Source organism: Streptococcus cristatus AS 1.3089, from assembly GCF_000385925.1.
Taxonomy (GTDB): domain Bacteria; phylum Bacillota; class Bacilli; order Lactobacillales; family Streptococcaceae; genus Streptococcus; species Streptococcus cristatus_B.
In genome coordinates this window covers 1,571,705-1,596,267 of record NC_021175.1, presented here as the reverse complement: position 1 = coordinate 1,596,267, position 24,563 = coordinate 1,571,705, and the positions used below count along the sequence as shown (strand labels likewise).

Here is a 24,563-nt window from a genome sequence, read left to right as displayed (position 1 = left end):
TTTTTTTGGGGTATACACTTTCTGGTATGGATAGAGATTCCATGCCAGATTTTTTTATACAAAAAAGAGGACATTTGCTGTCCCCTCGTTATACAATCAATTCACCACAAAAATCATGAAAGAAGGTTAAACAAATGTCCCATAATGATTCTATCCTAAATATTCTTGGAATTAAAGATAAAATATTAAATTATTTCTGTTGAAGAAGCTGAACACAACAACGATTCTGTTAAAGAGTATATAACGCTAATAACAGCTACTCTTTCTTATCCGATTAATCGTTGTCGTAACTGTGGCTTTCCCACAGTTAATAAGGATGGCTTTCGCAAAACTCATGTACGACTGGCAAGTTTAAATGGGAGAAGATATGAACTAGAGCTTCGTAAACAACGCTATAAATGTAAATCATGCCATACTACTTTTGGTGCTATTACTAATTTAACCAAAGAAAATCAAACCTTATCCAGTGATCTCAAAAATCAAATCATGCTTTTAGCTCGTAAAGGCTTATCTGGTCAGCTTATTGCTGAAATGTGTCACTGCTCTCCTAGCAGTGTTCGTCGAACAATCTTAGAGCGCATGGAACCACACTATCGTGTGGCTAAGTTGCCTAAGCATCTATGTTTTGACGAGTTTCGTTCAATTAAGTCTGTGATGTCCTTTATCTGTTGTGACGCTGAAACCCACCAAATTGTCACAAAGTTACAGGATCGTCTATCACCTACCATTGTTGATTATTTTGAAAGTCGTTATTCAAAAGCCGAACGCGAATGCGTTCAATCAGTTGTAATTGATTTAAATGCTCAATATCAAAGTTTTATCTATCGCCTTTTCCCTAATGCCAATATCATTATTGATCGCTTCCACCTTGTACAATTAGCTGGTCGCGCTTTGGACAATTGTCGTATCTCTATCCTAAAGCAACTTGATAAACAGAGCCAAGAATATAAAATTATGAAGTCACATTGGAAGCTATTCCATAAAAAAGCTGAAGATCTTCACCCTGAAGAAGTAGTTTTTCTTCGCGGCGTTAAACAATATATGACTCGCCAAAATGCTGTTGATCTCATTACTAGTAAATTTTCCAAGTTCGCTGAAGTATACCAAACTTACCAAGATATCACGAAAGCCCTAAACGAGCGCAATAGTGAATTACTAGAGTCAACCATCTTAGACTACCAAAAAACCAATACAGAAATGGATACTGCTATTCAAACCCTTCGTCAAAACAGAAAATATGTCTTAAATAGCGCTAAATTTGAATACTCTAATGGTCCTTTAGAAGGCATCAATCGCAAAATCAAAACCCTAAAACGAACTTGTTATGGTTTTGCCAATCAAAAATTTTTCTTTTTAAGAATCGATTGTATTTTTTCGTAAAAAAATACCCCCTACATTTTCGTAGGAAGTATTTTTAGTCAACCATACCAGTTGACAGATATCCCACTTAGGACATTTTCCTACAAGGGGTCCCGAGCGCTTAGTGGGAATTTGTACCCCTTATCGATACAAATTCCCCGTAGGCGCTAGGGACCTCTTTAGCTTCTTGGAAGCTGTCAGTAGTATATCTAATAATTTATCTCCATTCCCTTTAGTAACGTGTAACTTTCCAAATTTAAAAAAGCGACTCATAGAATTATTTCCTCCCGTTAAATAATAGATAACTATTAAAAATAGACAATACTTGCTCATAAGTAATGGTACTTAAATTGTTTACTTTGGCGTGTTTCATTGCTTGATGAAACTGATTTTTAGTAAACAGTTGACGATATTCTCGATTGACCCATTTTGAAACAAAGTACGTATATAGCTTCCAATATTTATCTGGAACATCTGTGGTATGGCGGGTAAGTTTTATTAAGACACTGTTTACTTTTGGTTTAGGATGAAAGCATTCCGCTGGCAGCTTAAGCAATTGCTGAATCGAGACTTGAGTGTGCAAGAGCAACCCTAGTGTTCGGTGAATATCCAAGGTACGCTTGTAGAATCCTTCTTCAACAATCAGATAGATGTCAGACGCACGGCTTTCAAAAACCACTTTTTTAATAATTTGTGTGCTTAAATGGTAAGGAATATTCCCAACAATTTTATACCTCTGTTTGTTAGGGAATTGAAACTGTAGAATATCTTGGTGAATTAAAGTGACACGAGTATTCAGTTTTAATTTTTCTGACGATAAGTTGAATAGATGACTGTCTAATTCAATAGACGTTACCTGTTTACTTATTTTAGCCAGTTTCGTCGTTAAATGCCCTTTACCTGTTCCAATTTCGTAAACGGTATCGGTTTCTTTTAAATTCAATTGTTTTATTATTTGGTTGAGTACTTTTTCACTCGTTAAAAAGTTTTGAGAATATTTTATATTTTTGTTCATGTAATCTCTCCTGAAGTGATTACATCTATAAACAAATACAGAAGTTAAACGATTTGTTTGTAATTTTAGTTATCTGTTTAAAAAGTCATAAGATTAGTCACTGGTAGGAATTAATCTAACGTATTTATTTATCTGCGTAATCACTGTTTTTAGTCTGTTTCAAAACAGTAGATGTTTTATCTACATTACGCATTTGGAATACCAACATGACGAATCCCTCCTTCTTAATTACAAATTTTTAGCATCTAATTTAACTTCAATTCCTATTATACAAAATTTTAAGATAATGCACTATCAACACACTCTTAAGTTTGCTTCTAAGTCTTATTTCCATAACTTCTTTTACGTTTCCGCCATTCTTTGCTGTTTCGATTTTTATGATATGGTGCAAGTCAGCACGAACACGAACCGTCTTATCTCCCATTATATCTTTTTTTGGATATCTGTCAACTGGTATGGTTGACAGATATCCTTTTTTTGTTGTTATCACGTCCTGTTCTTTTACTGACTGTTGCTTCAAAATCTGCTTGTGTCGGTCTGTCAGTTTCGCATGGTCGAGAATGTCTTTTACAACCTGCGTCTGGTTGATTTCATCAAGTTTAATCGCAACCTTTAAGGTCGGGGCAACTTGATGAGATAGCCAGTTCAGCGTCCTTTGGAAGGAGTAAGGCTCTGGTTTTGTGGTTAGTTTTAATCGTTCACGATTGTTCCCAATAAACCAAGCCCATTCTTCATTCAGTTTCCAATCAGAACGAGGTTTGGAATCGTCTTTATCTACAAAACGGATATACCGATTGATAATTTTAAAGGCGGTATGCTCTGGATTGTCATAGACGAGTAAATCACGGACTGCATAATAGGCACGCTCATTTTTCAATCGAATCTCAAAACGGTTTTTTACTTCTGCGTCTTCAATGGGAATATCATTTTTCTTGTACTGCTCGTAGTCCTTTTCATAGATACAGAAATAAACTTCACTTTGTAATGAACCGATATAGAGGGTGTTTCCCATACATTCCTTTTCCTCTTTGCGTACCAGTTCGCCACTGCGATAGCTTTTAAAACTGCGGAAGACGGAGATACATTCTTCCTGTTGGCACTTTTCAGTGAGTACAGGGATATTTAAAATCCCTGTCTTATCGTTAATGGCAAGGTCAAGGCGTTTCATCACACCGCCAGCCACCAAAACGTCCATAAAGAACTCATACCAGCTTCTTTGTTGTGCCAGAAGATAGCTTTCAAATTGTCTGCACCCACGACCTTTCAATTCCACCAGAACTCCTTTGTCCAGTTCATGGGAGCAAAGGACGAATATGTCGCCTAAAGCATAATGCTCTGAATAAGAATAGAAACCATAGTCCTCATGAAGAAAATAGGACAGTTTCAGTTGTAAGATGTTTTCGACCACCTGCTGTACGTCTGTTGTCGGAAAGCGAATTCTTACATAATCAAACAGCATTTCAAGGGGAGCGTCGGGATTGAAGCGTTCCAGAGCTTCCCAAAGGGACTGCTGTAAATCCTCTGATGGCTTGACTTTTCCTGTTTCAATATCGCTTAGATACTGCCTTGTAATACCAGTCGCAACAGCTAAACGGTTTTGAGATAGTCCATAAGCCAAGCGTTTTTCTTTTAAATGCTGTAACCAAGTTTGTTCATTCAGTAAAAATCCCTCCAATCAAAAAGGCGTATGTCAACTTTTAAAGCCCATTTGACATACGCTGAAATTTTGTAAATCCCTTGTAACCAAAGGATTTTCTAATGTTTTTTGACTGTTTCCTGTCGATTTGTACCCCCCTGTTAGATACGGGGGTTAAGTGCTGGCGTGGCTATTGCCACACCAGCCAGCAAGATCAGTCCACACCTGCGACTTCCGCTTCGCACGTCGCCTGCGTGGACTGTCTGCTGTTGGATAACTTTTTAATTTCCTCCAAGAAATCATATCCTTTTGGTACAAGGGGAGTATAAAACTCTGATATGACACTTGTTCCTACATCAACATAGCCACGACCTTTGATTCGCTTTAAGAAGAAATCCTTTTGTACGTCACTGCCAAACATCATGCCATAGCCCATTTCAGACATACGACCTAAAGCCACTCTGAAATTAAACTGATCACGGATTCCGTCGCCTAAATATTTTGCGTCTGGACGTTGACAAGCCAGTATTAGAAAGAAGCCAGCTTGACGACCTAACATGACAATCTGTTTCAGCTTATTCATAACTGCGGTGTTTTCTTTTGTTCCCAGCATTTCCATGAAAGCGACGTATTCATCAAAGATTAAGAAGTGTGCCGGGAGACCTAAGTAAGCATAATTTTTGCCAGTCTTATAGTTCTTCATCTGCTTCATTTCCTCACTACGTTTCATCATTTCTTCATAGAATGTTTCAATGCAAGAAAGCAAGTCTTCTTTTCTATAGTAGACATTTGCCATCACAGAACCTAAGTCCGCAAGGTCAGCATTTTTCGGGTCAAGAATATACAGTTTTGAATCTGTATGAAGCAAGGCTTCAATCAGTGTCAGTATAAAGTAAGTTTTACCGCCACCTGTACCACCAGCAATCAACATATGAGGGAGCTTATCATATTCCCACCATACGTTTTTCATTAAGCGAAGTTTACCATCTTTAGCTTCTACTTCATCAATAGAAATACGACTGGCTATGGTGTCATAGAGCAAAGTATATTCCACATAGGAATCCTTTAACTCTTTATCCGTCAGCTCACAGTACAAGCCACTCTCTAATTTCTTTTCCAAGTGTAAGAGTTGGTCTTGATATTTTCCCAGCGTGATTTCCACCCGTATCTGTATCAAGCCATTTTTAAGTCGATAATACATTTTAGGGAAGTAGGTTATCTTTTCCTTTGTACGACCAGCACTATCTTTAAAGAAACCCTCTGTTTTGACCTGTTCAGATTCATACCACTTGTTTTCAAGTATCATCTTTGCCAGTTTTTGACGGTGGTAAAGTTGTTTAACCGTATCATAGCGAACCCGTTTGAATACAAACGCTACCAGCAAGCAGATAAGAATTGCGACACTGAAACTGATAATTAAATAGGGAATGTCAATCTTATCTGCTTGTGATAGGTTAAAATCCTGCCAGTTGATCTGCTGGATTGTCTTCACATGAAACAGTCCGACAACCAGCAGGAAAACAGGCAGGAGTGACGCTATCGTAAAATGAAAGACTAAATCTTTACCAGATGGGCGAATCCTTTTACCACGCTGTTTCATGCGAAAAAGTCTCCTTTCTACCTAGCGACTATTTGTCTTGTGTCGGTTCTTTCTTTGCTTGTGGTTGAGCTTTGAATGAACTAGAATCCTTTGTCAGCACAATATCGTCTGCCTTGATATACCAGTCAACATCTGCTCCTTGATAGGTGGCAGTAGCAACGGTGTCCGCAATGGGATTGATAAGTTCCACCCGTGCGTTATAATCAAACTCTTTCAAAGGCACGCTGGCAGGAATACTTACTTGAATCATGCGTCCTTGTCCTTTGGATTTTAAGTCATAGGTACGTTCCTTGATTTCATCTGAAACCGACCCGTCTTCATTTTGGATTCTCACTTCACGACGTAGAGCAGAGAATTTCAATTCTCCAAAAGTCGTGTCTTTATCTAATACAATGCCATTTGCTAATCTCATCATTTTTCCTCTCTTTCTTTATTCTTTTATCATGTCGTCAGCATGTAAAAGGTAATTTGTAAAACCACGAGTGCCGATTTTGTAGCCCTCTGCGGTAATACGTGGATTGACTAACTTCACACGTTCCTCAAAGCCGAAATGTTTTTCGCCAGCTTCAGCAGGAAGCACCACCACAATATCATCTGCTCTTTGAACATCAGAATAGAGATTATAGCTTCTTGATAAGACAGTTAGCCGTCCGTTGATTCTTCGCTGAACGACTTTATCCTCGCCAGCAAATTCTAAATTGCCGAATGTTTTTTCCATGTTGGGAATCACAAATTTAAGTTCCATATTTTTACCTATCCTTTCTTTTTTATTGGCTGAATGAATGTTTGATGGTCTTAAAGAGTGGGGAACGACCTTTTGATTCTTGATTTTTTGTTTTCATAAGTTCACTTCCTTTCAAAATCGGGTAAAAAATAGACACCTCATTTTTTGAAGTGTCTACCTATTAAATATTCAAATTTTATTGGAAGTATCTTTATATCTTCACTTTTCAAGGATAAATCGTCGTATCAAAGCTCATTCATAAGTAGTAAATTAGTAGTAAATTGAGTGGTTTTGACCTTGATAAAGTGTGATAAGTCCAGTTTTTATGCGGATAACTAGATTTTTATGCTATTTTTCTTTGAAAAATACTAGATAGTTCTGTATTGCCTAGATATAAATATGATTTACAATATTTTTCCGGAAATAAAAGGAACATTGTGGAGGAGAGTAATGATTCAAGTAACTGAAATCACAAATAGGAGTCAAAAATCGGCACTTGCGACGGCTGTTCTAGCTGATTTGCCAGAGTGGTTTGGGATTCCCGAAAGCACCAGAGCCTATATTGAGACCGCTGAGAATCTGCAGGTTTGGGGAGCTTATGATGGGAACCAAGCAGTGGGGTTTATCAGTTTGTCCTATTCCAGTGAGGATTGTGCTGAGATTGACTGTCTGGCTGTTAAGAAATGCTATCATAGATTGGGAATTGGCAGTCGGCTTCTGGGAGTTTTGGAAAATGCTGCTCGTCAAAAAGCATCTTATCTGCAAGTCAAAACGGTAGCACCAGGTCATTATCGTACTTACGACAGGACGAACGCTTTCTACCAGTCTCAGGGATTTAAGAAGTTAGAAATCTTTCCTGAGCTTTGGGATAAGAGCAACCCTTGTTTGATTTGGGTAAAAAAATTAAATTCAGAAGCATATTTCCAGATCTGACTGAGCTTTTCTCACTATTAGCTCAATACTGCAACATTAGCAATTACGAAAAAAATCGCATGGATGAAACTGAGATGATTTGTCCATGCGATTTTTGTATTTAGAGGATTGTAGTGAGCTAGCAAAAAAGGAAATGAATGCTTATGCTTCTTTCTTTTTGAGCAAGATGAGACCACCGCTTGTAGCCAGAAGAATCGTTGCAACTGTAAAGAGAGCAGAGTCTTCTTTGCTTCCTGTTTGTGGGAGCTGGGCCTGATGAGTATTTGTTGCTTTTTGAGCTGTAGCGATAGGCTGTGCTTCGCTTGTTTTCTGAGCTAGACTTTCTAATGGCTCTTCTTTTGCTTTCGGAGCTGTCGGTTTGTCAGCTGGTTTGCCTGCTTGTTTTGGCTGAGGTTTTTGGTTCAAAATTTCAACAATTTCGACACTTGGTTTGTGAGTGATAGGCATATCTTTCAGCTCAGCCAATTGATTGCCAAAGACAGCGTTCGATACCCAACGGTAGAAGTGAATGGTGTGCAGACGATTGGTTGGATTTCCAGCATAAACGAAGAGTGGGTGTTCCTTGTAATTACCAGAAATAGCAACGATTTTATTGGCTAGTTTTTCGTTGCCTGGCCACCAACCTGCAATGTAATAGTCACTGTCTGCAATAGTCGCCAAAGTCTTGAAGTTGGCAGGGGCTTTTGCGATCCAGTTTCCAGAATTAGAATAGAAGAAATCATTCTTTTTATAGCCGCTAGTCAATGGATCTTTATCGTCTATAATAGCCTTCATCAGACCTTCAAAATCGCTACCGCCGGAGAATCTTTCTGCATCAAATCCATCTAGAACACCGAGTTTTTCAAGGCGTTGCATAGCAGAGCCCCCCACTACAATGGTTGGTTTGCGACCAAGAATAGACTTATCAAACTTGTTGCTTTCAAGGGCGATGACATCAGCTTCCTCAGGTGTATCGACAATATCAAAGCCTAGATTTTTCAATGCCAGAGCGGTATGAGCAGGTGAGTCCACTCCTGCCCAGTAGAATTGATGAGGAGGTGCATAGACCTTCAGTGCTTTCAAGCTTGGCCCTTCCGGAACCTTATACAAGGCGTCTCCATAAATAGCATAATCACCTAAGAGATTTGCAAAGGTTGATGTATCAACGATATAACCATCTTCTGTTAGATAGACTTTCTTACCTTGGCGAATGGCTTGGTTGACAGCTTTGACTGCGCTGTCAGATGTATTAGCGATGACATAGTAAGGTGCTGAGTAGTTGATATCGCTCGTCCGAGTAGCACGGAGAGCAGTGACTTCACCGAGTTTGCCATCAAAGAGTTTATCTTTAAAGATCGGCTCAGCTTTAAAGCCTCTCATATCTGGGAAGTTTACCAAAAGCTCAGCATACATGGCAGCCCAAGCGGATTCGTTTGATCCTTTGTAGAGGATATGGTTGGCATAGCCACGCTTAGCTTGAGCCATATCGACAACCAGGTCACCCTTCTTATAGTTGCCAACATCTTCCTTCAATTCTTGAATGACAACACCATTTCTCTTGAAGTATTCAATCATATTAAAGGCTTGTTGGGAATCATTGTCTTTGTCGAGACCCATAGGGATGACGTAATAGTCAGGGAAGAATTTTTTCTGACCGTTTTTTACCCGTCCAACAACCTTGCCGTCAGGTCCGACCAACTCATTTTCAGCTTTTGGATCTTCAACTTTGTTGATGCCACGGAGATAGAAGTTAAGGCGCATTTCCATGAGTTTATCAGGGTTTTGGGATAGGTAAGAAATACCTCCGAGGACAGCGTGATAGCCAGCCTTGTAGGATTCCTGATTGCCCTCAGGTATTTCAATGGTATGTCCTAATATGCCATGGTACATGGCATAGACACCAGTGTAGCCGGAGAAGGAGTCATCCCAGCCATCGCCCCAGTCTAGTTTAGGGATGATGTAGTGGTCGTATTTGGAGTTGGCAACGCCGGCGCGACCCATGTGGTGGGCATTTTCCAGCATATTTTCAGACAAAAGGTCGTATTCAAAGTTTGGATCGTGCGGTGGGGTAGCGGGTTCTATCAAGAATTCTTTAACAAATCCATGAATATCATAAAGTGCAATTGGATTCCATTTGTTGATGAGTCCAGCTACAGTACGGGTTTCTGGGTTAGCCTGATAGCTAGTGTCGCGGTTTGGATCGATTCCGTTGGCAAGAGCACGCGTATTGGCAACATCTCCGTCAGGATTTTCAGTAAAGTCAAAGAGGAAAATGAATTTCTTGAGGAGTTCTTTGACATTGAGGGTGATATTTCTAGCAGCACCGTTGGCATCAGTTGTTTGGAAAGAAATTTGCTCCTTGGTCGCAAAAGTATTGAAGAGTCCAGTGATGATGTCGATAGCTGGCTGTTCGTCAGCGTGGGTGTTATTGATAAGGACCGGAAGTTTGTAGTCCAGTCTACCATTTTTCAGAGCAGCTAACATTTCAGCTGGTTTAGTAAGGGCAACTTTATTGGTTGTGTTGAGATAGTCGTCAATGCTCTTTTGGTCGGAGCTGATGATACCGAGCTTGATATCACGACCTTGGGCACTGCTACCAATTGTTTCGATTTGGACCAGTCGGTCTTTTTTAGCATCTTGTCGGCTCTTTTCGATAGCTGCCAGCATTTCATCGTGGGTATGGAAATCTTCGTAAGGACGAAGGACGATATTCTTGCGAATGGTCAGGCCAAGATCCTCACTAGTTCCGACTAATTCATGAGTTCCCATAAAGTTGCGGTAGGTTCTACGGATATTGTTCGGTGTCCGCAGGCTTAAGTCTTGACCAAATAGTTCATTAAATTTGAGGGAAACTTTTAGGTCATTTCCATCAGCTTTTTCTTCGACAGTGACAAATGGGTCGCCAGTGAAGGTGCCGTCATCCATTTTCCAAGTTTTCCACTCGCTAATAGGCTTGTTGTCTAGTGTCCAGGTGATTTTACCAGCTTGAGCGCCCTGTTCTTGAATAGTTTCTTCAATGCTGGCTTTTTCGGACATGTAAACTTTACTGTCAGCAAGCTGAACCTTGCTTTCATGGGTGCTGGCTGCGCGGACTTCTGTTTTAGGCGCAGTATCCAGTTTTTGGCTAGCATCAGCTGCTTTTTCCTCTGGGGCTGTGGAAGGAAGACTTGGAGCCTTGCTGTCGGCAGCTTCAGATGGACCATTTTTCTCTAGTGGCTCAGCTTGTGGAGTAGTCGAAGTTTCTTCAGGTTTCTCTGTACTTGCAGGCTTAGGCTGCTCCACCAGAGAACTGATTTTGCTGCTGTCTTGCGGAGTTTCAGCAGGGTTAAGCGTATCAGCCGCTGAATTTCCTTGAGCTAAAACGGCTAAGAGAACCGCAGCGGATAGGCTGAGGGCTTGTGTATATAAGCGTTTCTTATATGAGTTTTTCATAAGAAACCTCCTTTTTAATGTGTTCTTAAGTTTAGTATAGCAGAGTTTGAAACCGTTCACAAACAAAAACATAGATAAAAAACAAACTTCTAACAAAAAAGAGAGATGTGTGTAATTTCTGAAGAGCATCTGAACCTGATATCGAGAGAGCCATTTTTAGTGGGATGTTGCCAATATTTGAATCAATTATTTTTTAAAAATGGCTTGCAAGATTCGCAGCTTGGATTTCTGCAAATTCATGCAAAAACCAAGCGTTTATGCTACAATATTAGCAATAAAGATGATTGGAGCAAACGATGAAAGCGATTATTACGGTTGTTGGAAAAGATAAGGCAGGGATTGTGGCTGGTGTAGCTAGTAAAATTGCCGAGCTGGGGCTCAATATTGACGATATTTCTCAAACGGTTTTGGATGAGTTTTTTACCATGATGGCTGTCGTGTCTAGCGACGAAAAGCAGGATTTTGCTGCGCTTCGTAGTGAATTTGAGGCCTTTGGTCAGACCCTCAATGTCAAAATCAATATTCAAAGTGCAGCGATTTTTGACGCTATGTACAATATCTAAGGAGAGGGCGCATGGATATTAGACAAGTTACAGAAACCATTGCCATGATTGAGGAGCAGAATTTTGATATTCGGACTATCACCATGGGCATTTCGCTCTTAGACTGTATCGATACAGATATTGATCGGGCGGCGGACAAGATTTACCAAAAAATCACGACTAAGGCTAAAGATTTGGTGGCAGTCGGAAATGAGATTGCAGCTGAGCTGGGGATTCCTATCGTCAACAAGCGGGTCTCCGTGACTCCGATTTCCCTGATTGGGGCAGCTACGGATGCTAGGGACTATCTGCCTCTGGCTCATGCTCTGGATCGGGCAGCCAAGGAAATCGGTGTTGACTTTATCGGTGGTTTCTCTGCCTTGGTTCAAAAGGGCTATCAAAAAGGGGATGAAATCCTCATTAATTCCATTCCGCGAGCTTTGGCGGAGACGGACAAGGTCTGCTCCTCTGTCAATATCGGCTCAACCAAGACTGGCATCAATATGACGGCAGTTGCGGATATGGGACGGATTATCAAGGAAACCGCCCAGCTTTCTGACATGGGGGCGGCCAAGCTGGTCGTCTTTGCCAATGCGGTAGAGGACAATCCTTTCATGGCGGGCGCTTTTCATGGTGTCGGTGAAGCAGATGTGGTCATCAATGTTGGTGTTTCTGGGCCGGGTGTTGTCAAGCGGGCTTTGGAAAAGGTCCGTGGTGAGAGCTTTGACGTGGTGGCTGAAACGGTCAAGAAAACAGCCTTCAAAATCACCCGTATCGGTCAGTTGGTCGGTCAGATGGCCAGCGAGCGTCTGGGCGTCAAGTTCGGGATTGTTGACTTGAGTCTGGCTCCAACACCAGCAGTCGGGGACTCAGTGGCTCGCGTCTTGGAAGAAATGGGCTTGGAAACAGTTGGCACTCATGGCACGACAGCGGCGCTTGCCCTGCTCAATGACCAAGTCAAAAAAGGCGGTGTCATGGCCTGCAATCAGGTTGGCGGCCTATCTGGTGCTTTCATTCCTGTGTCAGAAGATGAGGGCATGATTGCGGCTGTGCAAAATGGCTCGCTCAATTTAGAAAAGCTAGAAGCTATGACAGCTATCTGCTCGGTAGGTTTAGATATGATTGCCATTCCAGAGGCAACGCCTGCTGAGACCATCGCAGCCATGATTGCGGATGAAGCGGCGATTGGTGTTATCAATCAAAAGACGACAGCTGTGCGGATTATTCCGAAGGGCAAGGAAGGTGATATGATTGAATTTGGCGGGCTCTTGGGAACAGCTCCGGTCATGAAGGTCAATCAGGCTTCGTCAGCTGCCTTTATTGCGCGGGGTGGTCAGATTCCAGCACCGATTCATAGTTTTAAAAACTAAGTAAATAGGAGGCTGGGACAAAAGTCCTAGCCTCTCAATAGTCTTTGGATTGTCGAGCAAGACGCAGTGGTTGAGTGAGCTCTACTAGGCTGATTTCATCAGCTTTTACAGCCCTACTCAACTGTGCGGAGGTGGGACGACGAAATCGAATTCTAACGAATTACCGACTTCTGTCCCACTCTCTATCCCTCTGTCTTGCTCAGTCAAGTGCGAGACAAATAAGCCACTCTTAGATGGGTGGCCTTGATGAGAAAAGGAGACATTCATGGCAAAAACAAAATTATACATCATCCGACATGGTAAGACTATGTTTAACACCATTGGTCGAGCTCAGGGCTGGTCGGACACTCCCTTAACTGAAGAAGGCGAACGTGGTATCCGTGAGCTAGGGATTGGGCTAAGAGAGTCTGGCTTGGAATTTACCAAGGCTTTCTCAAGCGACTCTGGTCGAACCATTCAGACCATGGGGATTATCCTAGAAGAGCTGGATTTGGTCGGGAAGATTCCTTATAAGTTTGACAAGCGCATCCGAGAGTGGTGCTTCGGGAGCTTTGACGGGGCTTATGGTGGCGATCTTTTCCGCGGAGTGATTCCAAGGGTGCGTGACACTGATAATTATAAAGAGCTGACTTTCCCAGAATTGGCAGATGGCTTGGTTGAAGTGGATACGGCTGGTTGGGCTGAGCCCTGGGAGCAACTGAGCGGGCGGATTTTAGCTGGATTTACAGCTATTGCCCAAGAAGTGGAGGCCGCTGGTGGAGGCAATGCTTTAGTTGTCAGCCATAGTATGACCATCGGGACTTTTGCCTATCTGCTGGACAAATCCATTAGCAAAAATCCTGAGGTTGACAACGGCAGTGTGACAGTCGTCGAATATGAAAAGGGACAATTTACGATTCATATTTTGGGAGATGTGTCTTACCGTAAGGTTGGTGCTAAAATTTTGGACGCTAGATAAATCGTTAAAAGAAAGCAGGGCAATGATGAAGGATTGTTGCGCTGTTTTCTTGCTATCTTATAGACCGCTTTTTTTCAGAAAAGTGATATAATGTAGGAGAATAAGGGGGGAAGTGTATGGCAAAAACAAGATTATACCTAATCCGTCACGGCAAAACGATGTTTAATACAATCGGGCGAGCTCAGGGCTGGAGCGATAGTCCATTGACAGCAGAAGGTGAACGTGGCATCCATGAATTAGGGATTGGCCTGCGACAAGCAGGAATTGACTTTAAGATTGCCAGATCTAGTGATTCGGGTCGGACCATTCAGACCATGGGAATTATTCTGGAAGAGTTGGGCTTGACGGGAAAGATTCCTTACCGGTTTGACAAGCGCATTCGAGAGTGGTGTTTTGGCAGCTTTGATGGTGGCTATGATGGCGAGCTCTTTATGGGAGTCATGCCTAGAGTCTTTAATATCAACCATGTCCATCAACTAAGCTATGCTGAATTGGCAGAAGGTTTGGTGGAAGTCGATACGGCTGGCTGGGCTGAGAATTGGGAAAAACTCAGTAGCCGAATTTGGCAAGGCTTCTCAGAGATTGCTGAGGAGCTGGAGGCTGCGGGTGGTGGCAATGCCTTGGTGGTTAGTCATGGCATGACCATTGGAACTTTTGTCTACCTGATTAATCGCATGCAACCTCACGGTCTAGGCAATGGTAGTGTGACAATCGTAGATTATGAAGATGGTCAATTTTCAGTCGTTTCTATCGGCGATATGTCCTATCGTGAAGTTGGAGCGAAAGAGCTGGAGGACAAGGCTTGAAAAGACGTCGCCGCGAAAGAAGGAGAAAACTCTCACTATTTCGACTGATAAATAGGCTCTTATTTCTAGGAATTGCCATTAGCTTGTTTTTTGCTCTATTACGAGTGCAAGATATGGATGAAGACTTGCCAACTTTTATTAATCATGGTTTTGGAGTCCAGATTTCTGACTTACCCAAGGTGTCAGTTGATGATTGGGAATTGATTTTGGTCAATCGTAGTCGTTTACAGGAAGAATCTCATCCTAGGTTGAGCCAAATTGATGATATTGAGGTAGATAGACGGATTGCTGAAAACACCAGACAATTTTTAGCTGCGGCTCGGGCCATTGCGCCGGGAGAAACCTTGATTTCGGGCTATCGTAGCCGAGCAGATCAGACAGAGCTCTATGAAGAAGCGCTAGCCTTGGCCGAAGAAGAAGGCTTGTCTCGGCAAGAAGCAGAGCAAGAAGTGCAAAAACGGATCCAGCTACCAGGTGCCAGCGAGCATCAGACAGGCTTGGCGATTGATATGAGCGAGTCAGAAGGTCAGAATGATGAAGTAGCCCATAAGATTGCAGAAATTGCTCCTAAATACGGCTTTATTCTGCGCTATCCTGAAGGGAAAAGCGATATTACTGGCGTGGATTTTGAAAATTGGCACTATCGTTATGTCGGCCTAGAATCGGCCCAATATATGCAAAAACATCATCTAGTTTTAGAGGAATATCTGGCCCTTTTGAAAGAGTCGGATCGGTAAATCGTTACAATCCATTGATAGACAAAAAATCAGCTGCTCAAGTGAGCAAGCTGATTTTTAATTTTATATGTTAAACCACACCTTGGGCAATCATAGCGTTGGCTACATTTTCAAAGGCAGCAATATTGGCACCGGCAAGATAATCAGTACCAAGTCCATAAGTTTCAGCGGTTGTTTTAGCTGTGTTGAAGATATTGGTCATGATGTCTTTGAGACGGCCATCAACTTCTTCACGAGTCCATGACAGGCGAAGGCTGTTTTGACTCATTTCAAGGGCAGATACTGCCACACCACCAGCATTGGCAGCTTTAGCAGGTCCGTAAAGAAGACCGTTTTCTTTGTAGACTTTAATGGCATCAAGGTCGCTAGGCATGTTAGCTCCTTCAGAGACGCAGATAACCCCTTGGGCAACCAAACGTTTGGCAGCTTCACCGTTTATTTCGTTTTGAGTCGCACATGGGAGAGCAATGTCATAGTTTCCAGCGTAAGTCCAGACAGAGCCTTCATGGTAACTAGCAGTTGCTTTCTCAGCAGCGTATTCTGTCAAGCGAGCGCGACGATTATTCTTCACATCTGCTAGCAGGTCGAAGTCGATACCATTTTCATCAATAACATAACCATTTGAGTCAGACACAGAGATAACAGTTGCTCCCAGCTCAGTAGCTTTTTGCAGAGCGTATTGGGCTACGTTACCAGAACCTGAAATGACTACTTTTTTACCAGCAAAGCTGTTTCCGTTAGCTTTGAGCATTTCTTCGGTATAGTAAACTAAACCGTAGCCAGTAGCTTCTGGGCGAATCAAGCTACCACCGAATCCAAGAGGTTTACCAGTCAAGACACCAGCGTCGAATTGGTTAAGACGTTTGTATTGACCGTAGAGGTAGCCAATTTCACGTCCGCCAACACCGATATCACCAGCTGGAACGTCAAGTGAAGGGCCGATGTATTTTTGCAATTCGGTCATGAAGCTTTGGCAGAAACGCATGACTTCTGCGTCGGTTTTACCTTTCGGATCAAAGTCAGAACCACCCTTACCTCCGCCGATTGGTAGGCCAGTCAAGACATTTTTAAAAATTTGTTCAAATCCGAGGAATTTCAAAATCCCTTGATTTACAGTTGGGTGGAAACGAAGTCCGCCCTTATAAGGACCAACTGCTGAGTTAAATTGTACGCGGTAACCACGGTTGACTTGGATTTTCCCCTCACGGTCAACCCAAGGCACACGGAAAGAAATTACGCGCTCAGGCTCAGTGATACGAGCTAAGATGTTTTCTTCGATGTATTCTGGGTGTTTTTCAAAGACTGGCTCTAGCGTGCTGAAAAACTCTTCAACAGCTTGGAGGAATTCTGCTTCGTGTCCGTTGCGGGCTTTTACAGCTTCAAAAGTGCTTTGGATATATTGTTTAGCAGTTGTCATGATGTTTCTCCTTAGAAAGATTGTTTTCTTACGGGGTCAATTATAGCAGAGATTTTTCTACTTGTAAAGAAAAAAGTTGAATTTTCTGAAAATTTCCATAATATCTTTTTTGAAGATTCTAGGTGCAAATACCGAACCTTTTATTGGAAAATGGGATAAATTTTTATAGGAAGAACTTTAATGCTATAATAGAAGAAAATAAGGAATATGAGGTCAAGATAATGACGACAACCAAGACAAAAATTGCGGGTTTTGAATTTGGCAACTGCCTGATGAATGCAGCTGGTGTTGCCTGCATGACAAAAGAGGAACTGGCGGAAGTCAAAGATTCTGCTGCAGGAACGTTTGTGACTAAGACGGCGACGCTGGAATTTCGTCAGGGAAACCCAGAGCCACGCTATCAGGATGTGCCGCTGGGCTCTATTAACTCCATGGGCCTGCCCAATAATGGTTTAGATTATTATCTTGACTACTTGCTAGAGCTGCAAGAAAGCGAACCAAATCGCACCTTCTTCCTTTCTTTGGTCGGTATGTCACCAGAGGAAACACATAACATCTTGAAAAAAGTCCAAGAGAGTGATTTTAAGGGAATTACCGAGCTCAATCTTTCTTGTCCAAATGTTCCAGGTAAGCCACAGATTGCTTATGACTTTGAAACGACGGAAAAGATTTTGTCAGAGGTTTTTGCTTATTTCACTAAGCCATTGGGAATCAAGCTGCCCCCTTACTTTGATATTGTACATTTTGATCAGGCTGCCGCGATTTTCAACAAATATCCGCTCAAGTTTGTCAATTGTGTCAACTCGATCGGGAATGGTCTTTATATAGAAGATGAGTCAGTGGTCATTCGTCCCAAAAATGGCTTTGGCGGTATCGGTGGTCAGTACATTAAGCCGACGGCTCTGGCTAATGTCCATGCCTTTTACCAACGCCTGAAACCAGAAATCCAAATCATCGGAACAGGTGGTGTTCTGACGGGGCGTGATGCCTTTGAGCATATCCTCTGTGGTGCCAGCATGGTGCAAGTAGGAACAACCCTTCATAAAGAAGGTGTGGCAGCTTTCGAGCGTATCACTACCGAACTCAAGGCGATTATGGAAGAAAAAGGCTATGAAAGTCTGGAAGATTTCCGAGGAAAATTGAAGTATATTGATTAAAAGTTTAAGACGAGGCTGGGACAAAAGTCCTAGCCTCTCAATTGTCTTTGGATTGTCGAGCAAGACGCAGTGGTTGAGTGGGCTCTACTAGGCTGATTTCATCAGCTTTTACAGCCCTACTCAACTGTGCGGAGGTGGGACGACGAAATCGAATTCTAACGAATTACCGATTTCTGTCCCACACTCTTTTAGTATTGTTAGGGGGAATAGAAAAAGCCCTCCAAGATTAGATAGGAAATCTTGGAGGGACATGGATAGTTTATTTATCTAGAACGTTGTTTACCAGCGTTGCGATTCTTTTTCTTTTTATTGTTTTGAGAGATTGCTTGGCTCGCTTTTGGCGTGACATCCTTGATGCGGCCTGCATTGCTCATGGCTTTCGGAGGATTCTTTTCATATTCTTCAGCTACTTGTTTTCTAATCCGCGGACGAAGCAAGTAGTTAATGATGAATTGTTGGATAATTTGGATGAAACCACCGACTACCCAGTAGAGGGTTACGGCTGCTGGTGACATGAAGGAGAAGACAACAATCATAATCGGGCTCATGTAAGTTGCACTCTTCATCTGCGCTTTTTGGGTCTCATCTTCGATCCCATGTAGGGAGAGAAGTGACTGGATGTAGTAGAGTACACCGACAATGAGAGTCAAGGCCAGACTAGGTTTTCCAAGATTGATGCCAAGGAAAGTACTGCTGGCTACGCCGTTTGTGTATTGGGCAGCGAAGAAGAGAGCTGAGAAGAAAGGCATTTGAATGAGTAGAGGGAGGCATCCGATACCGCCAAACATACTCAGACCATTTTCTCTTTGAGCAGCCATAAGTTCTTGCTGGGCTTCTAGCTTCTCTTCTTGAGTTTCGGCATTATTGATCCGTTCTTGGATAGGGGCAAAGATGGGCTTGAAGTAGTTCATCTTTTCTGACTGAAGAGTAGCCTTCCAAGACTGATAGATTCCCAGTGGGAAAATGATCAGCCGCACGATGAGGGTAACGATAATAATCGCTAGACCGTAACCGAGACCTGAATTCTTAGCAAAGAATTGGATGCTATCTGCCATAGGCCGACCAAGCACGTCCCAAATGGGGCCAGAAGGATTGCCAGCCTTGTCTCGTCCGACACACCCTGTCAATAATAGAAGGAGGGACAAGCTCATTCCAGAGAATAAAATACGTTTAAATGTTTTCACGAGTTCATTTCCTTTGTTTCTAAAAATAATACCTATCTATTCTACTGTTTTTTAAGGAAATATACAATAGTTCTGCAGACCTAATTTGCAATTTTAAAGTCGGTATAGGCATCAAAATTGGCCATGGTGACATCTAAATAGCTGACTTTTGAAAAAGGAGTTGGACCCTTGCGGATTTCTTGAATGAACTTGGCCATAAGGGCAGAGCTTTCAGCTTGAGCCAAAATTTCGACTGTACCGTCGTCGTTATTCCAGACACGACCGGTAATCCCGCCGATTTGCAAAGCGAGGGAGTAAACGCCCCAACGAAAGCCGACGCCTTGGACTCGTCCTTGCGCAATCATTCTTACTTTTTGCATAGTTACCTCCTTTTGTAGCGGTTTGAAACTCGCTTCTCAGCCCAGAGCGCAAAGAGCAGCTGCTTGCTGGAGACAAGATTTTCTCTGAGGATAAGTCTAGAGGATGAGTTCAAAACTGCTAAATTGTGTTATAATGTATTTATGAATATTATAACCTCAAAAGCCAATAATGTGGTGAAAAAAGCTAAAAAGCTACATCAAAAAAAATATCGTAGCGAGTCTTATTTGATTGAGGGCTGGCATCTTTTTGAGGAGGCTCTGGCCAGTCAGGCGAGGATTCTTCGAATTTTTGCTTTAGCGGAGTACGAAGAGCGTTTGTCAGCATTTTCCCAGACAATTTTTGTTAGTCCAGAGATTCTCAGTGATTTGGCAGATAGCAAGACCCCTCAGGGAATCGTCGCAGAATTGGCCTTTGATGAGCAGAATATTCCAGAAAAGCTGGAAGGCGCCTACCTCTTTTTAGAGGATGTCCAGGATCCTGGCAATGTCGGGACCATCATCCGAACAGCGGATGCGGCAGGTTATCAGGGAGTTTTCATTTCTAGCCACTCCGCTGACGTTTACAATCTCAAAACCTTGCGTTCTATGCAGGGCAGCCATTTTCATCTGCCCATTTATCGCGTGAGCAGAGAGGATATGCTGACTCTGGCTCGTCAGAATGATTTACAAATTCTGGCTTCGACTTTATCAGAGGATTCCCTTGATTATCAAAAAGTCGAAAAAAATGAGAATTTCCTCCTAGTTATGGGCAATGAAGGTCAGGGAATCAGCCAAGAAATGACGGATGCGGCTGATGTTTTGGTTCATATTTCCATGAAGGGTCAGGCTGAAAGTCTGAACGTAGCTGTGGCAGCCGGCATCCTGATGTTTGCTTTAAGCTAACTTTTAGAAATTTCTCTATAATAAAACTAAATGGAGGTGATGACATACCTTACAGAGAAGATGATGAATTTATGGCCTATGTGGGGCATTTGATTGAAAAGCCCAGCGTCCAACGCTTAAAAGGGATTACCCATCATATTCATTCCAATCGGCTTGAACATTCAATCAATGTCAGTTATACTAGTTATAAAATTGCTAAAAAATTTGGCTGGAATGCCCGTAGTACGGCACGAGGTGCTCTTCTGCATGATCTATTTTATTATGACTGGCGCGAAACCAAGTTTAAAAAGAGTCATGCTTGGGTACATCCCCGCCTAGCAGTCCGAAATGCCCGTAAGATTACCAAGCTCAATCGAGTTGAGGAAGATATTATCATCAAGCATATGTGGGGAGCTACCTTGGCACCGCCACGCTACAAGGAGTCCTTCGTTGTGACCATGGTGGACAAGTATTGGGCAGTCAAAGAAGCGACGGCACCTTGGCGACAAAAGCTGAGTGGGCGTAAAAAGTATCATCGAAAGATGATGAAAAGTTAAAATGTAAAAAGGAGACATTATGAACAATACAATTATTCAAGAAAACAGTGGACTTTCTAGTTTTTATTCTAAGGTCTACGGATTTGTTGGGATGGGAATTGCCATCTCTGCTCTGGTTTCAGGCTTAATGCTGACGACCTTCCAGACAGCTCTAGTAGATATTCTGCTCCATTACCGCTGGATATACTACGGTGCGATTTTCCTTGAGGTGGCCTTGGTTTGGTCAGCTTCCAGTATGGGACTTCGCAATAGCCCAGCTGCCCTCCCCCTCTTTTTGAGCTACTCAGCCCTAAACGGCTTTACCATGAGTTTCATTGTGGCCATGTACACAGGAGGTGTGGTCTTTAAAGCATTTGCAGTTAGTGCGGCTGTTTTCCTTGTCATGGCAGCCATGGGCATCGTCATCAAAAAAGATTTGTCTGGTATGGGCCGTGCTATGTTTGCAGGTCTGATTGGGATTGTGATCGCGAGTTTTGTCAATATTTTCCTGGGTAGCGACATGATAGACTATATTGTCAGCTATGTCAGCGTCGTCATTTTCGCTGGTTTGATTGCTTGGGATAATCAAAAAATTCGCTATGTCTATGAGCAGACAGGCGGACAAGCTGGACTTGGATGGGCCCTTTCTCTGGCTTTGAGCCTTTATCTCGACTTTATCAACCTCTTCCTCAGCATCCTTCGTATCTTTGGAAGAAACGACTAATAAAAGATGGATAGTTTCCTCGATAAATGGGGAGCTATCTTTTTGTTTGAAGGGGATTTTGGAAGTTGAATAGGATTAGCAGTAAAAGTTTTGCAAACTGTTAATTTTTTGATATACTAACTAAAAATATATTTGGGCAATGCCTTCGTCTATTGCTCTGGAAAAAGAAAGGAAGTTTCTATGGATATGTTATTTATCCCAGGCTGGTTGATTTTTGCAATCGTTGCAGCCATCGTGCTTATTATTCTTTTGGCTAAGGGGTATGTCAATGCTAAGCCAAATGAAGTAGTCGTTATTACTGGTCTGCGTAAGCAACGCCATTTGCGAGGTAAGGCTGGCTTCATGATTCCTTTTGTAGAGCAACGCTCTTATCTGGATATTGAGCAGTTTTCTACCGACGTCCGTACTTCTGAGTCTGTACCAACACTTGACTTTATCAACGTTCGTGCTGATGCAGCTGTTAAGTTGAAGATTGGTACTACGGATGAAATGATTGAGCGTGCGGCAGAAAACTTCCTTAATTGGAATACAACAGATATTTCCAACTCTGTCCAAGATGTCCTAGAAGGGAACCTTCGTGAGGTAATCGGCCAGATGGAACTGCGCAAGATGGTCAATGACCGTCAGGAATTTGCCTCTAAAGTGCAAGATAACGTAGCGCCAGATTTGGCTAAGATGGGTCTGGAAGTCATTGCCTTTACCGTTCAATCCTTCTCTGACGAAGGTGGCGTTATTGACAACCTCGGTATTGAAAATGTCGAAACGATCAAGAAAGACGCCCTGATTGCCAAGGCTAAGGCTGAACGTGAGCGTAAGGAAGTTGAAGCTGAGCAGGACAAGTTGGCTAACGACAAGCGCGTGGCTGCTGATTTGGAAATTGCTCAAAAGCAAAATGAACTCAAACTGAAACAAGCTGCCCTCAAGCAGGAAGCAGATATTGCGCAAGCTAAAGCGGACGCGGCTAAAGGGATTGAGGCAGAAATCCAGCGTCGTGAACAAGAACGTGTGGCCGCAGAAGCCAACATCATGAAACAGGAAAAAGAAGCGGAAGTCAAAGAACGGGAAGTTAAGGTTCGTGAGCAGGAATTGGATGCCAATATCCGCAAGCAAGCCGAAGCTGAAAAATATGCCCGTCAACAGGCTGCAGAAGCACAATTGATTGAACGTCAACGTCAGGCCGAAGCAGAACTCTTTGAAACGCAGAAAGAAGCGGAAGCACGTAAGGCTCAAGCTGAGGCTGAAAAATTTGCGCAACTGCAAGAAGCTGAAGCTATTGAAGCTAAGGGACGTGCGGAGGCGGAAGCCATTCGTCTTAAACTAGAAGCGGAAGCAGAAGGTTTGGACAAGAAAGCCGAAGCCATGAAGAAGATGCAGGAAGCTGCGATTACGGAAATGATTGTCGATAAACTGCCAGAAATCGCTCGTGCGGTAGCAGAGCCATTGACCAAGGTAGACAAGATTACCATGTATGGTGAAGGCAATGCTTCTAAAATGGTTGGTGACATCATGCAGAGCATTGACCAAGTTTCCCAAGGGGCAGGATTTGATATCCGTCAACTGTTAGCTGGAGCACTTGGTGTCAATATGACTGTCAACAAGCTCAAACAAGATGAGCAAGCAGTCATCGAAGTTGATGAGAAATAAATCTAAATGTGTCTAAGATATACAAACAGCTGGGAGTTGGAACTTCTGGCTGTTTGTCTGTCTTCCCCCAGAAAAGCATTTCAATCAGCTAAATACTTTTCATTACCTTGTAAAAATGTTAAAATATAACAAATTAAACAACTATGACTATAGGAGTAGAAAATGACTAAAGCAAACTTTGGTGTTGTCGGTATGGCCGTGATGGGTCGTAACTTGGCTCTCAATATTGAATCTCGTGGCTATACTGTTGCCATCTATAACCGTTCAGCAAATAAAACGGAAGATGTAATCGCTTGTCACCCTGAAAAGAAATTCGTGCCTAGCTACGATGTAGAGTCTTTCGTGCAATCTATCGAAAAACCTCGCCGTATCATGCTCATGGTTCAAGCTGGACCTGGTACAGATGCTACTATCCAAGCCCTTCTTCCACATCTTGATAAGGGCGATATCTTGATTGACGGCGGAAACACTTTCTACAAAGATACGATCCGTCGTAATGAAGAATTGGCAAATTCAGGCATCAACTTTATCGGTACTGGTGTTTCTGGTGGTGAAAAAGGTGCCCTTGAAGGTCCTTCTATCATGCCTGGTGGACAAAAAGAAGCCTACGAATTGGTTGCTGATGTTCTCGAAGAAATCTCAGCCAAAGCACCAGAAGATGGCAAACCATGTGTGACTTACATCGGTCCTGACGGAGCTGGTCACTATGTGAAGATGGTCCACAACGGTATCGAGTACGGTGATATGCAATTGATTGCAGAAAGCTATGACCTCATGCAACACTTGCTCGGTCTTTCTGCAGAAGACATGGCTGAAATCTTCACTGAGTGGAATAAGGGTGAGCTTGATAGCTACTTGATCCAAATCACAGCTGATATCTTGAGTCGCAAGGACGATGAAGGTCAAGACGGCCCAATCGTAGACTACATCCTTGACGCTGCAGGTAACAAGGGAACTGGTAAATGGACTAGCCAATCAGCACTTGACCTTGGTGTGCCATTGTCACTCATCACTGAGTCAGTATTTGCACGCTATATCTCTACTTACAAAGAAGAGCGTGTACACGCTAGCAAGGTGCTTCCAAAACCAGCTGCCTTCAAGTTTGAAGGAGACAAGGCTGAGTTGATCGAAAAGATCCGTCAAGCCCTGTACTTCTCAAAAATTATTTCTTACGCACAAGGTTTTGCTCAATTGCGTGTAGCTTCTAAAGAAAATAACTGGAACTTGCCATTTGCGGACATCGCATCTATCTGGCGTGATGGCTGTATCATCCGTTCACGTTTCTTGCAAAAGATCACAGATGCTTACAATCGTGATGCAGACCTTGCTAACCTTCTCTTGGATGAATATTTCTTGGATGTTACTGCTAAGTACCAACAAGCAGTGCGTGATATCGTAGCTCTTGCTGTTCAAGCAGGTGTACCAGTACCAACCTTCTCAGCTGCCATTACTTACTTTGACAGCTACCGTTCAGCGGACCTTCCAGCTAACTTGATCCAAGCGCAACGTGACTACTTTGGTGCCCATACTTACCAACGTAAAGACAAAGAAGGAACCTTCCACTACTCTTGGTATGACGAAAAATAGGAT

General features: G+C 42.6%; 22 protein-coding genes and 2 pseudogenes. 13 read left to right on the top strand and 11 right to left on the bottom strand.

Features of this window, described 5'->3' with window-relative positions; translation table 11 throughout:
• The first annotated feature begins 134 nt into the window (after positions 1-134).
• Positions 135-1,380 (top strand): annotated as a pseudogene (locus I872_RS07895) (ISL3 family transposase).
• Between the two features lie 256 nt (positions 1,381-1,636).
• On the opposite strand, the gene erm(B) reads toward I872_RS07895, so the two are convergent.
• The 7 genes and pseudogenes from erm(B) to I872_RS07865 form a co-directional block, all read right to left on the bottom strand.
• Positions 1,637-2,374 carry a 23S rRNA (adenine(2058)-N(6))-methyltransferase Erm(B) gene (gene erm(B), locus I872_RS07890; protein WP_001038795.1) on the bottom strand — a complete coding sequence of 246 codons (738 nt, stop codon included), beginning with the start codon at positions 2,372-2,374 and terminating at the stop codon, positions 1,637-1,639.
• Positions 2,375-2,498: 124 nt separating this feature from the next.
• Positions 2,499-2,582, bottom strand: a complete 84-nt coding sequence (locus tag I872_RS07885) for a 23S rRNA methyltransferase attenuation leader peptide (RefSeq protein WP_001814874.1) — start codon at positions 2,580-2,582, stop codon at positions 2,499-2,501.
• Positions 2,583-2,630: 48 nt separating this feature from the next.
• Positions 2,631-2,864: a peptide-binding protein gene (locus I872_RS12315; protein WP_148842514.1), complete on the bottom strand. Its 234-nt coding sequence runs from the start codon at positions 2,862-2,864 to the stop codon at positions 2,631-2,633.
• Positions 2,847-4,049 (bottom strand): annotated as a pseudogene (mobT, locus tag I872_RS07880) (MobT family relaxase); the annotation flags it as partial. The gene I872_RS12315 and the pseudogene mobT, both read right to left, overlap by 18 nt.
• Before the next feature lie 175 nt (positions 4,050-4,224).
• Positions 4,225-5,610, bottom strand: a complete 1,386-nt coding sequence (locus I872_RS07875; protein WP_000813488.1) for an FtsK/SpoIIIE domain-containing protein — start codon at positions 5,608-5,610, stop codon at positions 4,225-4,227.
• Positions 5,611-5,638: 28 nt separating this feature from the next.
• The gene (locus tag I872_RS07870) at positions 5,639-6,025 is read right to left on the bottom strand and encodes a YdcP family protein (protein ID WP_000985015.1); all 387 of its coding nucleotides are present in this window, start codon (positions 6,023-6,025) and stop codon (positions 5,639-5,641) included.
• Between the two features lie 15 nt (positions 6,026-6,040).
• Positions 6,041-6,355 carry a YdcP family protein gene (locus I872_RS07865; RefSeq protein WP_000420682.1) on the bottom strand — a complete coding sequence of 105 codons (315 nt, stop codon included), beginning with the start codon at positions 6,353-6,355 and terminating at the stop codon, positions 6,041-6,043.
• Positions 6,356-6,784: 429 nt separating this feature from the next.
• On the opposite strand from I872_RS07865, the gene I872_RS07860 reads away from it, so the two are divergent.
• Positions 6,785-7,267, top strand: coding sequence for a GNAT family N-acetyltransferase (locus I872_RS07860; protein ID WP_015605595.1), 483 nt, complete (start codon positions 6,785-6,787; stop codon positions 7,265-7,267).
• A 141-nt stretch (positions 7,268-7,408) separates the two neighbouring features.
• Here I872_RS07860 and I872_RS07855 read toward each other — a convergent pair whose 3' ends face one another.
• On the bottom strand, positions 7,409-10,678 hold the full coding sequence (locus tag I872_RS07855; RefSeq protein WP_015605594.1) for an LPXTG-anchored zinc carboxypeptidase: 3,270 nt from the start codon (positions 10,676-10,678) through the stop codon (positions 7,409-7,411).
• A 296-nt stretch (positions 10,679-10,974) separates the two neighbouring features.
• Here I872_RS07855 and I872_RS07845 point away from each other — a divergent pair, with 296 nt between their 5' ends.
• The 5 genes from I872_RS07845 (at position 10,975) to I872_RS07825 (ending at position 15,091) form a co-directional block, all read left to right on the top strand.
• The gene (locus I872_RS07845) at positions 10,975-11,241 is read left to right on the top strand and encodes an ACT domain-containing protein (protein WP_005590918.1); all 267 of its coding nucleotides are present in this window, start codon (positions 10,975-10,977) and stop codon (positions 11,239-11,241) included.
• 11 nt (positions 11,242-11,252) lie between these two features.
• Positions 11,253-12,590, top strand: a complete 1,338-nt coding sequence (locus I872_RS07840; RefSeq protein WP_015605593.1) for a PFL family protein — start codon at positions 11,253-11,255, stop codon at positions 12,588-12,590.
• Between the two features lie 265 nt (positions 12,591-12,855).
• Positions 12,856-13,548, top strand: a complete 693-nt coding sequence (locus I872_RS07835) for a histidine phosphatase family protein (RefSeq protein ID WP_015605592.1) — start codon at positions 12,856-12,858, stop codon at positions 13,546-13,548.
• Between the two features lie 116 nt (positions 13,549-13,664).
• The gene (locus I872_RS07830; RefSeq protein WP_015605591.1) at positions 13,665-14,354 is read left to right on the top strand and encodes a histidine phosphatase family protein; all 690 of its coding nucleotides are present in this window, start codon (positions 13,665-13,667) and stop codon (positions 14,352-14,354) included.
• 104 nt (positions 14,355-14,458) lie between these two features.
• The gene (locus I872_RS07825) at positions 14,459-15,091 is read left to right on the top strand and encodes a M15 family metallopeptidase (RefSeq protein ID WP_373279006.1); all 633 of its coding nucleotides are present in this window, start codon (positions 14,459-14,461) and stop codon (positions 15,089-15,091) included.
• Positions 15,092-15,161: 70 nt separating this feature from the next.
• Here the strand turns inward: I872_RS07825 and gdhA are convergent, their stop codons facing one another.
• Positions 15,162-16,508, bottom strand: a complete 1,347-nt coding sequence (gene gdhA / locus I872_RS07820; RefSeq protein WP_015605589.1) for an NADP-specific glutamate dehydrogenase — start codon at positions 16,506-16,508, stop codon at positions 15,162-15,164.
• 221 nt (positions 16,509-16,729) lie between these two features.
• Between gdhA and I872_RS07815 the strand changes: the two genes are divergently transcribed.
• Positions 16,730-17,665 (top strand): dihydroorotate oxidase, encoded by a 936-nt coding sequence (locus tag I872_RS07815; RefSeq protein WP_015605588.1) that lies wholly within the window; start codon positions 16,730-16,732, stop codon positions 17,663-17,665.
• Between the two features lie 263 nt (positions 17,666-17,928).
• Here the strand turns inward: I872_RS07815 and yidC are convergent, their stop codons facing one another.
• Both yidC and I872_RS07805 read right to left on the bottom strand, forming a co-directional pair.
• On the bottom strand, positions 17,929-18,849 hold the full coding sequence (yidC, locus tag I872_RS07810) for a membrane protein insertase YidC (RefSeq protein WP_015605587.1): 921 nt from the start codon (positions 18,847-18,849) through the stop codon (positions 17,929-17,931).
• Positions 18,850-18,929: 80 nt separating this feature from the next.
• Positions 18,930-19,208 (bottom strand): acylphosphatase, encoded by a 279-nt coding sequence (locus tag I872_RS07805; RefSeq protein WP_015605586.1) that lies wholly within the window; start codon positions 19,206-19,208, stop codon positions 18,930-18,932.
• Positions 19,209-19,349: 141 nt separating this feature from the next.
• On the opposite strand from I872_RS07805, the gene I872_RS07800 reads away from it, so the two are divergent.
• The 5 genes from I872_RS07800 (at position 19,350) to gndA (ending at position 24,560) form a co-directional block, all read left to right on the top strand.
• Positions 19,350-20,090: a TrmH family RNA methyltransferase gene (locus I872_RS07800; RefSeq protein WP_015605585.1), complete on the top strand. Its 741-nt coding sequence runs from the start codon at positions 19,350-19,352 to the stop codon at positions 20,088-20,090.
• Between the two features lie 44 nt (positions 20,091-20,134).
• Positions 20,135-20,626: an HDIG domain-containing metalloprotein gene (locus I872_RS07795; RefSeq protein WP_041826827.1), complete on the top strand. Its 492-nt coding sequence runs from the start codon at positions 20,135-20,137 to the stop codon at positions 20,624-20,626.
• Positions 20,627-20,645: 19 nt separating this feature from the next.
• Positions 20,646-21,329, top strand: a complete 684-nt coding sequence (locus I872_RS07790) for a Bax inhibitor-1/YccA family protein (protein ID WP_015605583.1) — start codon at positions 20,646-20,648, stop codon at positions 21,327-21,329.
• A gap of 180 nt (positions 21,330-21,509) precedes the next feature.
• Positions 21,510-22,973 (top strand): flotillin family protein, encoded by a 1,464-nt coding sequence (locus I872_RS07785; RefSeq protein ID WP_015605582.1) that lies wholly within the window; start codon positions 21,510-21,512, stop codon positions 22,971-22,973.
• A 162-nt stretch (positions 22,974-23,135) separates the two neighbouring features.
• Positions 23,136-24,560: an NADP-dependent phosphogluconate dehydrogenase gene (gene gndA, locus I872_RS07780; RefSeq protein WP_015605581.1), complete on the top strand. Its 1,425-nt coding sequence runs from the start codon at positions 23,136-23,138 to the stop codon at positions 24,558-24,560.
• Positions 24,561-24,563: the final 3 nt, after the last annotated feature.